At 68.7% G+C, this 12,509-nt stretch carries 13 protein-coding genes; 9 read left to right on the top strand and 4 right to left on the bottom strand.

Translation table 11 applies throughout. The features are described 5' to 3' along the window. Positions 1-104: 104 nt before the first annotated feature. On the top strand, positions 105-683 hold the full coding sequence (locus HZ992_RS21675) for a glutathione peroxidase (RefSeq protein ID WP_209387263.1): 579 nt from the start codon (positions 105-107) through the stop codon (positions 681-683). A 15-nt stretch (positions 684-698) separates the two neighbouring features. Here the strand turns inward: HZ992_RS21675 and HZ992_RS21680 are convergent, their stop codons facing one another. After that, entirely contained in the window at positions 699-1,046 is a 348-nt protein-coding gene (locus HZ992_RS21680; protein ID WP_209383866.1) for a hypothetical protein, read from the bottom strand. Here HZ992_RS21680 and HZ992_RS21685 point away from each other — a divergent pair. From HZ992_RS21685 to HZ992_RS21720, 8 genes are read left to right on the top strand one after another with little or no spacing between them, the layout of a single operon-like run. Next, entirely contained in the window at positions 1,015-2,319 is a 1,305-nt protein-coding gene (locus tag HZ992_RS21685) for an NAD(P)/FAD-dependent oxidoreductase (RefSeq protein ID WP_209383867.1), read from the top strand. The two genes, HZ992_RS21680 and HZ992_RS21685, sit on opposite strands and share 32 nt — an antisense overlap. Next, positions 2,316-3,077, top strand: coding sequence for a DUF1365 domain-containing protein (locus HZ992_RS21690; protein ID WP_245213156.1), 762 nt, complete (start codon positions 2,316-2,318; stop codon positions 3,075-3,077). The genes HZ992_RS21685 and HZ992_RS21690 overlap by 4 nt, the downstream gene beginning before the upstream one ends. Before the next feature lie 9 nt (positions 3,078-3,086). Then, a complete protein-coding gene (locus HZ992_RS21695; protein ID WP_209383868.1) occupies positions 3,087-4,307 on the top strand; it encodes an SAM-dependent methyltransferase in 1,221 nt (406 codons plus the stop codon). Between the two features lie 5 nt (positions 4,308-4,312). After that, the gene (locus HZ992_RS21700) at positions 4,313-4,864 is read left to right on the top strand and encodes a chalcone isomerase family protein (protein ID WP_209383869.1); all 552 of its coding nucleotides are present in this window, start codon (positions 4,313-4,315) and stop codon (positions 4,862-4,864) included. Further along, positions 4,861-6,150, top strand: coding sequence for an MFS transporter (locus HZ992_RS21705; RefSeq protein ID WP_209383870.1), 1,290 nt, complete (start codon positions 4,861-4,863; stop codon positions 6,148-6,150). The genes HZ992_RS21700 and HZ992_RS21705 overlap by 4 nt, the downstream gene beginning before the upstream one ends. Beyond that, positions 6,147-6,695 (top strand): DUF3833 domain-containing protein, encoded by a 549-nt coding sequence (locus HZ992_RS21710; RefSeq protein ID WP_209383871.1) that lies wholly within the window; start codon positions 6,147-6,149, stop codon positions 6,693-6,695. Before HZ992_RS21705 ends, HZ992_RS21710 begins: the two co-directional genes overlap by 4 nt. A gap of 10 nt (positions 6,696-6,705) precedes the next feature. Next, positions 6,706-7,479: an SDR family NAD(P)-dependent oxidoreductase gene (locus tag HZ992_RS21715; RefSeq protein ID WP_209383872.1), complete on the top strand. Its 774-nt coding sequence runs from the start codon at positions 6,706-6,708 to the stop codon at positions 7,477-7,479. Then, positions 7,476-7,916: a nuclear transport factor 2 family protein gene (locus HZ992_RS21720; RefSeq protein ID WP_209383873.1), complete on the top strand. Its 441-nt coding sequence runs from the start codon at positions 7,476-7,478 to the stop codon at positions 7,914-7,916. Before HZ992_RS21715 ends, HZ992_RS21720 begins: the two co-directional genes overlap by 4 nt. A 9-nt stretch (positions 7,917-7,925) precedes the next feature. Here the strand turns inward: HZ992_RS21720 and corA are convergent, their stop codons facing one another. The 3 genes from corA to HZ992_RS21735 all read right to left on the bottom strand — a co-directional run bounded on the left by corA (position 7,926) and on the right by HZ992_RS21735 (position 12,499). Next, a complete protein-coding gene (gene corA, locus HZ992_RS21725) occupies positions 7,926-8,888 on the bottom strand; it encodes a magnesium/cobalt transporter CorA (RefSeq protein ID WP_209383874.1) in 963 nt (320 codons plus the stop codon). Positions 8,889-9,080: 192 nt separating this feature from the next. After that, on the bottom strand, positions 9,081-11,669 hold the full coding sequence (locus tag HZ992_RS21730) for a PAS domain S-box protein (RefSeq protein WP_209383875.1): 2,589 nt from the start codon (positions 11,667-11,669) through the stop codon (positions 9,081-9,083). A 29-nt stretch (positions 11,670-11,698) separates the two neighbouring features. Continuing rightward, positions 11,699-12,499, bottom strand: a complete 801-nt coding sequence (locus HZ992_RS21735) for an HD-GYP domain-containing protein (RefSeq protein WP_209387265.1) — start codon at positions 12,497-12,499, stop codon at positions 11,699-11,701. Between the last annotated feature and the right edge of the window lie 10 nt (positions 12,500-12,509).

Genomic DNA, 12,509 nt, shown 5'->3' on the forward strand with positions numbered 1-12,509 from the left:
TCCAGGACTAAACCTTGCAGTACGAAATTGTACCGCTTAGTATCGACGCCATGCGAATCACCCCTCCCGATCATCCCGACAGAGCCGACCTCGTCAGCCTTTCGATGAACCCGACGCGTCGGCGATTGCTCGCGCTGGCCGCCCTCGCCGCGGCGGGGACGCACCCGGTCAGGGCCGCGGCGCCCGCCTGTACACCGCTGCTCACACGCGAGTTCGCGCGCTTGCAGGACGAGAAGACACAGAACCTGTGCCAGTACGCGGGCCGTGTGATCGTGGTGGTCAACACCGCCAGCTTCTGCGGCTTCACGCCGCAGTACAAGTCTCTCGAGGCCCTGTACGCGCGCTACAAGGATCGCGGCCTGGTCGTTCTCGGCTTCCCGTCGAACGACTTCGGCGCGCAGGAGCCTGGCAGCGGCGCCGAGATCGCGGCTTTCTGCGAGAACACCTTCGGCGTCAAGTTCCCGATGTTCGCCAAGTCGCGCGTCGCGGCTTCCGCCGGGGCGGCGGCGAACCCCCTGATCGCCGACCTGGCGCAACGCACCGGGCAGTGGCCGCGCTGGAATTTCCACAAGTACCTGATCGCCCGCGACGGCGGCATGGTGACCAGCCACGTCAGTGACGTCGACCCCCTCGACAAGGCCTTCATCCGGCAGGTCGAGCGCCTGCTCGACGCAAAAGCGTGACTACTGAGTTATATTTCATACCGTACAGTTCAACTTGAAGACTGCAAACATCGTGAATCGCCAGGCCGCCGCAGTTTCGACATGCGCCGTCACATCGATGCTCGCTCTGACGGAACTCAGGCCGCGCACCCGCGTCGAACCCGCCGGACGCCAGCAAGATTTGTTGGCGCTCCACTGGTTTGTGTTGCGGAGTCTTCCAGCCAGTCTGGATGAAATCCCCGGGCGGTTCTCCTCCTCCCTCCCTCCTCCCTCCTTCGCCCGGGGGCGCTTCGCAACAATCTTCTCCAGCACGGGTGCCGCACGACGCGGCACCCGCTGCGCGGCCTGATCGATGCGGCGCGTCGCGATCATCGGTTCGGGCATCTCGGGCCTCGCCGTGGCCCATGGCCTGCAAGGCCAGGCGAATGTGACCCTGTTCGAGGCCGGCAACTACTTCGGCGGCCATACGCACACCGTCGACGTCACGCTCGACGGCCACACGCATGGCGTGGACACCGGCTTCCTCGTCCTCAACGAACGCACCTATCCCCGACTGCTGAACCTGTTCGAGCGGCTGGGTGTCGAGATCGCGCCGTCGGACATGTCGTTCTCGGTGCAGGTGCCCGACATCGGGCTGGAGTGGAGCGGCTCGGACCTGTCCAGCGTATTCGCCCAGCGCAGCAACCTGTTCAAACCGCGCTTCTGGCGCATGCTGCGAGACATCCTTCGCTTCAACAAGCTGACCACTGCGATCGCCAGCAGCGGCAGCGAAGCGCAGATGGTGCAGCCGATCGCCGATTTCCTGGCCCACCACGGCTTCAGCGACGAGTTCCGCGATTGGTACTTCCTGCCGATGATCGGCTGCATCTGGTCCTGCCCGACCGACCAGATGCTGCATTTCCCTGTGGCCACGCTGATCCGCTTTTGCCACAACCACGGCTTGATCCAGGTGGCGAACCGGCCGCAGTGGTACACCGTGCGCGGCGGTGCGCGACAGTACGTGCAGAAGATCGTCGCCGGCGTGCCCGACGCGCGACTGAACAGCCCGGTGCGCAGCGTGAAGCGGGTGCCTGCCGGCAATGGCGCGGCCGGTGCCTGGGTGGCCACCGATCGCGGCAGCGAACGCTTCGACGAGGTCGTCTTCGCCTGCCACAGCGACCAGGCGCTCGCGCTGCTCGGCGATGCGGGCGAGACCGAGCGCAGCGTGCTCGGCGCGATCCGCTACCAGCCCAACCGCGCGGTGCTGCACACCGACCGCAGCGTGCTGCCGCAACGCGAGCGCGCCTGGGCCTCGTGGAACTACGAGCGCTCCGCCGACGGCGACCGCGAACAGGCCCGCGTGTGCCTTCACTACCTGCTCAACCGGCTGCAGCCGCTGCCCTTCACGACGCCGGTGGTGGTCTCGCTGAATCCGGTCACCGAGCCCCGCGCCGACACGGTGGTCGGCGAGTACGAGTACGACCACCCGATCTTCGACCTGGAAGCGATCGCCGCGCAGCGGCGCGTGCCGCAGTTGCAAGGTCTCTCGCACACCTGGTTCTGCGGCGCCTGGACTCGATACGGCTTCCACGAAGACGGGCTGATGTCCGGCGAGGCGGTGGTCGAGGGACTGCGCGCGGCCTGGGCCGCCCAGCGCCCGGACGCGGAGGCCGCGTGATCGAACAAGCCGCCACCCCGCTGATCGGCCTCGGCCAGGTGCGCCATGCGCGCCTACGCCCCGCGCGCAACAGCTTCACCTACAGCACCTACTTCCTGATGCTGCCGATGCGCGGCCTGCGGGCGCAGCCGTCGAAGGAACTTGCGCGCAACCGCTTCGGCCTGATCAGCTTCCACGACCGCGACCATGGCGACGGCCGCGCCGACAGCCTGGCCTGGCTCGACGAACTGCTCGCCAGCGAAGACGTGGCCGATGCCGACGGCGAGGTCTGGCTGCACTGCTACCCGCGCGTGCTCGGCGTGACCTTCAAGCCGGTGAGCTTCTGGTACTGCCATCGCACCGACGGCACGCTTGCCGCCATCGTCGTGGAGGTCAACAACACCTTCGGCGAGCGGCACTGCTATCTGCTGCGCGGCGCGGGCCTGGCCTTCGGCAACGAACTGCGCGCCACCAAGGTGTTCCACGTCTCGCCGTTCTGCGCCATCGAGGGCGACTACCGCTTCCGCTTCATGCGCACGGCGGAGCGCACGGTGGCCCGCATCGACCACGACGACGCCGACGGCCCGCTGCTGCAGACCAGCGTGTCCGGCCATCTTGAACCGCTGACCGCCGCGAGCACGCGCCGCGCCTTCTTCGGCATGCCGATGATGACGCTGGGCGTGATCGTGCGCATCCACTGGCAGGCGCTGAAGCTCTGGACCAAGCGCGTGCCCTTCTTCCACAAGCCCGCCCCGCCCGGGGATTTCGTCACCCGCTGAGCCGAAGTCATGACCAGCACCACCACCTTCGCTCCATCCAGCCTGCCCGATTCGGCGCCCGCCGCCGCACGCGCAGTGTTCCGACTTCTGCAACGACTGCGGCACGGCTCGCTGGACCTGCAGATGCCCGACGGCAGCAGCGCGCATTTCGGCAACAAGTCCGATGACGGTCCGCGTGCCGCGCTGCGCCTGCGCAACTGGAACGTCTGCGGCGCCGTGCTGCGCTCGGGCGACATCGGTTTCGCCGAAAGCTACATCGCCGGCGACTGGACCACGCCCGACCTCACCACGCTGCTCACGCTGTTCATCGCCAACCGCGACGAGGTCGAGTCGATCGTCTACGGCAGCTGGTGGGGTTCGGCGCTGTATCGACTCAAGCACCTGTTCAACCGCAATTCGCGCCAGGGCAGCAAGAAGAACATCCACGCCCACTACGACCTGGGCAACGAGTTCTATCGCCTGTGGCTCGACCCGACAATGAACTACAGCAGCGCATGGTTCGAGGGCGACCTCAATCGGCCCATGCCCGACGCGCAGCACGCCAAGGTGCGCCGCGCACTGCGCGAGGCCGGTGTGAAACCGGGCGACCGCGTGCTAGAGATCGGCTGCGGCTGGGGTGCGCTGGCCGAATGCGCGGCGCGCGATTTCGACGCGAAGGTGACCGGCGTGACGCTGTCCAGCGAGCAGCTCGAGTGGGCGAAGAAGCGCCTGAGCGATGCCGGCCTGCCCGGTGACCTGCGCTTCCAGGACTATCGCGACATCGCCGACGGCCCTTTCGACGCCATCGCCTCCATCGAGATGTTCGAGGCCGTGGGCCGCGAGTACTGGCCGAGCTTCTTCGCCACCGTGCGCAGCCAGCTCAAGCCCGGCGGCAAGGCCTGCATCCAGAGCATCACGATCGCCGACCGCTACTTCGAGCGCTACGTGAAGTCGACCGACTTCATCCAGCAGTACATCTTCCCCGGCGGGCTGCTGCCCAGCCCTTCGGCCTTTCGCGAGGCCGCAGCGCAGGCCGGGCTGCGGGTGGTCAACGAACTCGACTTCGGCCTCGATTACGCCGAGACGCTGCGCCGCTGGCGCGAAAGCTTCCTGGGCCAGGAGCAGCGCGTGCGGCGGCTGGGCTTCGACGCGCGCTTCATGCACATCTGGGAGTTCTACCTCGCCTATTGCGAGGCCGCCTTCGCCACCGGCAACACCAGCGTCATGCAGTTCACCCTGCAGCGCGACTGAACCCCATGGACACGCACCGCCGCAGCCTGCTGCTGGGCCTGGCGCTTTCGCCGCTCGCGGCACGGGCCAACATCGCCGCGCCGCCCGAGGTAGTGGCCGAACTGCCGGGCGCGCAGTTGCTCGGCAGCGGCCGCCTGACCTTCCTCGGCCTGCATGTCTACGACGCGCGGTTGTGGATCGATGAGCGCTTCAGCGCCGACCGCTTCGATCGCCATGCCCTGGCGCTCGAGTTGCAGTACGCACGCACCCTGTACGGCCGGCTCATCGCCGAGCGCAGCCTCGAGGAGATGAAACGCAGCGGCGGCGTCAGCGACGCGCAGGGCGAACGCTGGCTCGCCGAGATGAAGCGTGCCTTCCCCGACGTCGTCAAGGGCGACCGCATCACCGGTGTGCAGCGCCCCGAGGAGGGCGTCCGCTTCTTCCACAACGGCACGCTGCGCAGCGAACTGCTCGACACCGACTTCACCCGAAGATTCTTCGGCATCTGGCTTTCGCCGCAGACCTCGGAGCCCAAGCTGCGCCAGTCGCTGCTGGGCATCGCGCTGCCGCGCTCATGAGCGCCGCGGCCTGCCCCGTGGCGCCCCGCGAAGCCAGCGCCACGCGCGTGGCAGAGGGCCTGTCGTACGGCGCGCTCGGCATGCCGCTGGCGTTCGTCGCGCTGCCGCTCTACGTGGTGCTGCCCAACCACTACGCCAGCGAGTTCGGCGTGCCGCTGGCCTGGCTGGGCGCGGTGCTGCTGGGCGCGCGGCTGTTCGATGCCGTGGCCGACCCGCTGATCGGCCGCTGGGCCGACCGCCTCTTCGCCCGCTCGTCGCGCAGCGCCTGGCTGGCCGTCGCCGGCGCCGCGGTGCTGCTGGCGTTGGGCTTTCGCGGCCTGTTCTTCCCGGCCGTGCAGGGCACCGCCGCGCTGCTGGCCTGGTGCGCTGCCTTGCTGGCCGTCACCTACCTCGGCTACAGCGTGGTCAGCGTCATCCACCAGGCCTGGGGCGCGCGCCTGGGCGGCGACGAGCCGCAGCGTGCGCGCATCGTCGCCTGGCGTGAAGGCCTGGCGCTGGTCGGCGTGCTGATGGCCAGCGTGCTGCCCTCGGTGGCCGGGCTGGGCGTGAGCACGCTGGTGTTCGCCGCGCTGCTGCTGGCCGGCGTGGCCTGGCTGTGGCGCGCACCGCAGCCCATGGCCGCAGCCGCGGATGCGCAACCGGTGCCGATGACGATGCCGCTGGCCACGCCAGACTTCCGCCGCCTGCTGGCCATCTACCTCGTCAACGGCATCGCCAGCGCGGTGCCCGCCACGCTGGTGCTGTTCTTCATCCGCGACCGGCTCGAGGCACCGGCCTTCGAGCCGCTGTTCCTGGCCAGCTACTTCGCGGCCGGCGCGCTGTCGATTCCGCTGTGGGTGCGCGCGGTGGCGCGCTTCGGCCTGGCGCGCTGCTGGCTCGCCGGCATGCTGCTGGCCATCGCGGTGTTCGCCTGGGCCGCGCTGCTCGGCAGCGGCGACGTGGCCGCCTACACCGTGGTGTGCGTGCTCAGCGGCATCGCGCTGGGGGCCGACCTCACCCTGCCCGGCGCGATGCTGGCCGGCGTGATCCAGCGTGCCGGGCACGCAGGGCGCGGCGAAGGCTCCTATTTCGGCTGGTGGAACTTCGCCACCAAGCTCAACCTCGCGCTGGCTGCCGGCCTGGCCTTGCCGGCACTGCAATGGTTCGGCTACGCGCCGGGTGGGCGCGGCGACGACGCGCTGACCGCACTCACCCTCGCCTACTGCGTGCTGCCCTGCATCCTCAAGCTCGCCGCCGTGGCCTTGTTGTACCTGACCTGGATCCGCCCCGCGGAAAGACTCGCATGAACCGACGTTCCCTCGTTGCCGCGCTGGCCGCCGGCGTGCTCGCCTTGGGCTGCGCCTCCGCACCCGTGCCGACCGACTATGCCGCCGAGAAGCCGGTGCTCGCGCTGGAGAAATACTTCGACGGCGAGCTGGTCGCGCACGGCCTCTTCACCGACCGCGGCGGCAAGGTCGTGCGCCGCTTCACCGTGCTGATGAAGTGCAGCTGGACCGGTGACGACGGCGTGCTCGACGAAGACTTCACCTACAGCGACGGCAAGAAGGAGCGCCGCATCTGGCGCCTCAAGAAGCTCCGTGGCCCCGGCAACGAAGGCCGCTACACCGGCACTGCCGACGACGTGGTCGGCACCGCCCAGGGCCAGGCCTCCGGCAACGCCTTCCGGTGGGCCTACACGCTTCGCCTGCCGGTGGACGGCTCGGTCTACGAGGTGCAGTTCGACGACTGGATGTACCTGGTCGACGAGCGCGTGATGCTGAACAAGGCGGTGATGAGCAAGTTCGGCATCCGCCTCGGCGAGGTCACGCTCGCCTTCACGAAGAAACCTTGAGGTGGCCCGCATGGCCCTGAATCCCCGCATCCCGAACTGGCAAGGCCAGGTGGTCTGGCTGGTCGGCGCGTCCACCGGCATCGGCCGCGCCACGGCCGAGCTGCTGCATGCGCGGGGCGCGACCGTGGTGGTGTCCGCGCGCAGCGCGGCAACCATCGAGGCCTTCGCGCAGCAGCACCCGGGCAGCATCGCGCTGCCGCTGGACGTGACCGACCGCGCGGCGATGCATGCCGCGGGGCAGCAGGTGAGCGACCGCTGCGGCCGCCTCGACTTGGCCGTCTACTGCGCCGGCTACTACAAGGCGATGCGTGCCACGCAGTTCGACCTCGACGAGATGCTGCGCCACCAGCAGGTCAACTACGTCGGCGCGCTGCACATGCTCGACGCCGTGCTGCCGGCGCTGCTGCGGCAGAAGGCGGGCCACATCAGCCTGCTGGCCAGCGTGGCCGGCTACCGCGGCCTGCCCAACTCGCTGGCCTACGGGCCGACGAAGGCGGCGCTGATCAACCTGGCGCAGACGCTCTACCTCGACCTGCAGCCGCAGGGGCTGGGCGTGTCGGTGGTCAACCCGGGATTCGTGGAGACGCCGCTGACTTCGAGCAACGAGTTCGCCATGCCGGCGCTGATCAGCCCGGCGCAGGCGGCCTCGGAAATCGTGCAGGGTTGGGAGGCCGGCCAGTTCGAGATCCACTTCCCGAAGCGCTTCACGCTGTGGCTGAAGGCGCTCAGCCACCTCGGCGACGCGCTGTACTTCAAGGCGATCCGCCGCGCCACCGGGCTATGAGTGCGCGGCATGCGGATGCGCGGGTGGCGCGCGTGGTGACGATGTTCGAGTCGATCACGCTGGCCGACGTGTCGCACCTGGGCGAGTTCTACGCGGCCGACGCACGCTTCAAGGACCCGTTCAACGACGTGCAGGGCGTGCCCGCGATCGAGAAGGTGTTCGCGCACATGTTCGTCGCGCTCGACGCGCCGCGCTTCGTGGTGCGCGACATCGTCGTCGAGGGCGACCAGTGCTTCCTCACCTGGGACTTCCTGTTCCGCTTCAAGCGCTTCTCGCGCGGCGAGCAGGTGGTGCACGGCGGTTCGCACCTGCGCTTCGACGCGCAGGGCCGCGTGGTGCTGCACCGCGACTACTGGGACGCGGCCGAGGAGCTGTACGAGAAGCTGCCCGGGGTCGGCGCGTTCATGCGCTTTCTGAAGCGCCGCGCCAACAGCTGACTCAGGCGTTCAGCGCAGCCAGCCCTTGCGCCGGAAGTAGATGAACGGCGCCGCCACCGAAGCCACCATCAGGCCGATCGCGTAGGGGTAGCCCAGCGCCCAGTCGAGCTCGGGCATGGCCTTGAAGTTCATGCCGTAGATGCTGGCGATCAGCGTCGGCGGCAGCAGCGCCACGCTGGCCACCGAGAAGATCTTGATGATCTTGTTCTGGTTGATGTTGATGAAGCCGACCGTGGCGTTCATCAGGAAGTTGATCTTGTCGAACAGGAAAGTGGTGTGCGAGTCGAGCGAATCGATGTCGCGCAGGATCTGCCGCGCCTCCTCGAACTGCTCGGCGTTGAGCAGCCGGCTTCGCATCATGAAGCTCACCGCGCGGCGCGTGTCCATCACGTTGCGGCGGATGCGGCCGTTCAAGTCCTCTTCCTTGGCAATGGCGGCCAGCGCCTCGCCGGCCGCCTGGTCGTTGACGTTCTCCTTGAGCACGCGCGCGCTCACCGCCTCCAGGCTGTCGTAGATGCCTTCCAGCGCGTCGGCGCTGTACTCGGCGTCGGCGTCGTAGAGCTTGAGCAGCACGTCCTTGGCGTCTTCGATCAGCGCGGGGATGCGCCGGGCACGCAGGCGCAGCAGGCGGAACACCGGCAGGTCCTCGCCGTGCACCGAGAACAGCACGTTCTTGTAGAGGATGAAGGCCACGCGCACGTTGCGCGCCTGCTGGTCGTCGTCGATCAGGAAGTCGGAGCGGATGTGCAGTTCGCCGTTGTCTTCCTCGTAGAAGCGGGCCGACTCCTCGAGGTCGTCGTCGACGGCGTCCTGCGGGATCGTCAGGCCGAAATGCTGCGCGATCCAGCCCTTCTCCTCTGGCGTGGGCGCGTCGAGGTCCACCCACACCGGCTTGACGTGGGCCAGCGCGTCGAGGCTCTCGATCTCTTCCTGGAACAGCCGGCCGTTGGCCAGCGTGAAGACATTCAGCATGGGGGCTCCAGCGTGGCGGCTGCGCGTGGCGCGCAGCCGGGGCCTGGGTGAAGCGTCAACGGTGAACTCGCGACCGCCTCGCCCCGGGTCTCGGCCCGACGGTCAGCGCCGGGCCTGCATGGAGCGGACGGTCACCGAGAAGGGGGGACGTCCAAGTCGAACTCCGCAGTGATGCGATGCGAAATTATGGCATCAGGCCGGCATGGCGGCAGGCTGCGCAACGGCCGGGAACCACAAGGTGACGCGGGTGCCGATGCCCGGCTCGCTGTCGACCTCGATCTGGCCGCCCTGCAGCTCCATGATTTCCTGCACCAGGCACATGCCCAGGCCGGTGCCGGGGATGTTGCCGGACGGGTCGGCCCGGTAGAAGCGCTCGAACAGGCGCGCCTTCTGCGCGGGCGTCATGCCGATGCCCGAGTCGGTGACCGACACGCCCACCTGTTGTTGCCCGTCGACCTCGCGCAGCTGCGTGTGCAGCCTGATCGAACCGCCGCCCGGCGAGTACTTGTAGGCGTTGGACAGCACGTTGGTGATGGCCTGGCGCGTCTTGTCGTGGTCGACCATCAGGCGCACCTCGCCGTGCTCGGCGCGCACCTCCACCTTGCGCGGGTCGCCATGGATCATCAGTGCGTCGACGGTCTCCACGATCAGCGGGCCGAGCGCATGCTCGGTGATGCGGAAGTCCTTGCCCTGGCGAGCCTCGATGCGCGCCAGGTCGAGCAGTTCGTTGACCATGTTGATGAGCAGCGAGGCCTGGCGGTGGATGGTCTCCATCACGTCGCGCTGGCGGTCCGGCGGCACCGGGCGCTTGAGCATCAGCTCGGCGAAACCGAAGATGCTGGCCATCGGCGTGCGCAGTTCGTGCGCGGCGGTGGTCAGGAACTCGCTCTTCATGCGGTCGACTTCCGTTTCGTGCGTGACGTCGCGGAAGTAGAGGATCGACTCGCCGTGGCCGCCCAGGTTCAGGCGTGCCAGACGCGCCAGAGTGCGCCGCTCGGGTCGCAGCAGCTCCAGCGTGTCGGCATGCGTTCCGGCGACACCGACCGACGCCGCCACCGGCACATAGGCCTGCGCCGGGTTGCACAGCGCGACGAACTGGCGGTCGAAGCCGACGATGTCGCAGCCCTGGCTAGCATCCCATCCGGTCATCTGCACGAAGGCCTGGTTGCAGTAGACCATCTGGCCCTCGCTGTCGAACACGACGAAGCCGTCCGGGCTGAGGTCGAACACCGCGTTCAGGCGCGCGCTGCGTTCGGCCAGCGCGAAGCGGGCGCGTTCACGCTCGGTCACGTCGGACTGCACGCCCACATAGTGCGTGACCTCGCCGTCGGGCGTGGCCACCGGGGCGATGGACAACTCGTTGAAGAACAGCGTGCCATCCTTGCGGTAGTTGCGCAGCACCACGGTGGCAGGTTCGCCCTGACGGACCGCCTCGCGCAGCACGGCGATCTCGGGCTGCTCGCGGTCTTCGCCCTGCAGGAAACCGCAGTTGCGGCCGATCGCCTCGCCCACGCTGTAGCCGGTGATCTTCTCGAAGGCCGGGTTGGCGTAGAAGATCGGCTGGCCCGGCACGCGCACGTCGCTGATGACCACGCCGTTGGTGGCGCACTCGAGCGCCCGGTTGTACAGGCGCAGCATCGAATCGACCCAGCGCTGGTCGGTGACGTCGCGCACGACGCAGGTGAAGCGCGTGCCGTGCTCGTCCTCGACGCGCGAGATGGCCACCTCGACCGGAAATTCGGTGCCGTCGCGGCGCAGCGCGCTCGAGTCGAGCCTGGCCATGCGGCTCGAGCGGATCAGCATGCCCTCCCGGGTGATGCGCTCGACTTCGTCGAAGACGAGAGCGGGCAGCAGGCTCGCGAGCGGCTGCCCGACCACCTGATCGGGTTCGACACCGAAGATGCTGCTGGCCGCTGGGTTGAGCATGACGATGCGCGCCTGCGCATCCAGGCCGAGGATGGCGTCGGGCGTGGCGTCGAGCAGCGAATGCACGCGCGCCTCGTTGTCGCGGATCGAGACGAGCTGCTTGCGCAGCGTCAGCGAGGCGTGGTTGAGCGCGTCGGTGAGTTCGGCCACTTCACGGCTGTTGCCCTGCTGCTGCAGCGTGAGGCCGACCTGCTCGCCCAGGCTGCGCGAGAAGCGCACCACGCGCTGCAGGGGCGCCAGCGAGCGCAACAGGAAGGTGTATACCGCAGCAATGGTGAGCAGCCCCACCAGCGCGATCGCTCCAACGAGTTCCCGCTGCATCTTCATGAGCTGCTCGCGCTCGCCGTGCTGGCTGAACAGCACGCCGATGTGGCCCAGGGGCATGATCGGGTCGACCGGCGCCCAGACCTGCAGCGCGTCGATTCCGGCCACCTGCACGGCGCGCACGCTGCCGTGGGCACCGGCCGGCGGCTGCGGCATGTCGGGCGGCAGGCTTCGCGCGATGATGCTGCCGTCGGCCAGCGCGCGCAGGCTCAACAGTGCCACGCCACCGCTGTCGCGCACGTCGATGCGCAGCACACCCGGCAGCCGGGCGATGTCGCGCAGGGATCTCTCGAGGCCCGACTCGTCGGCCTTCACCAGCAAGGGTGCGGCCGCGCTGGCGGCGGTGCGCGCGAGCGCGCCGGCCCATTGCGAGGAGGTCTGGAAGGCGGCATCCGCCGCACGCTGGCTCGACACCACGTAGAGCGCGCACATCGCCACCACCATCACGGCGACGAGCAGCACCAGCATCTGGTGCCGCAGCCTGCGGGGCCACAGAGCGGCGAGGGGCGTGCGGCTGAGGGAGTAGGTCATGTCATGGGCTCCGCGGGGTCGGACTTCGTTCAGGACGCCAAGGCGCCCAGGGGCTCGTCGTCGAGCAGGGCCGAGAACTGGGGGCGATGGCTGTTGATGCGCTCGCGCAGCGCGACCATGTCTTCCGCGCGATCGAGGAAGGTGTCCACCACCAGCGGGTCGAAGAGGCGGCCGCGTTCGCCGACCATCATCTCCAGCGCCTGCTTGTCCTGAATGGCAGGCCGGTAGCAGCGGTCCATCGTCAGCGCGTCGAAGTAGTCGACCGCGGCGACGATGCGCCCGGACAGCGGGATGGCCGCGCCCGCCAGGCCGCGCGGATAGCCGCTGCCGTCGAAGCGCTCGTGGTGCGACAGCGCCACCTCGCTGGCCAGCTTGAACAGCGGCACCTCCGAAGCGCCCAGGATGTCGGCGCCCATCTGCGCGTGCCGGTTCATCACATCGCGCTCCTCGCGCGTCAGCGGGCCGGGCTTCTTCAGCACGTTGTCGGGCACGCCGATCTTGCCGATGTCGTGCATCGGCGCAGCCATGCGCAGCAGCTTGGACCATGCCGCGTTCTGGCCCAGAGCCAGCGCGAGCGCCTCGGCGAGGAAGCCCATGCGCACGATGTGCACGCCGGTGTCGTCGTCGCGGAACTCCGCCGCGATCGACAGCCGCAGCAGCGCTTCGTGGTGCGCCCGTGCCAATGCGCGCAGCGCGTCGTTGCGCTCGCGGTACACGCGCCCGAGGTCGGCGATCACGCGCTCGAGCTGCGCCTGTGCCATGGCCGGATCGGCCAGTCCGAGCGCGGCCTGGGCGCTCTCGGCTTGGAGCGCGTAGGGAAGCTTGCCCATCGCTGCCTCG

The sequence above is a fragment of the Rhizobacter sp. AJA081-3 genome (assembly GCF_017795745.1).
Taxonomy (GTDB): domain Bacteria; phylum Pseudomonadota; class Gammaproteobacteria; order Burkholderiales; family Burkholderiaceae_C; genus Piscinibacter.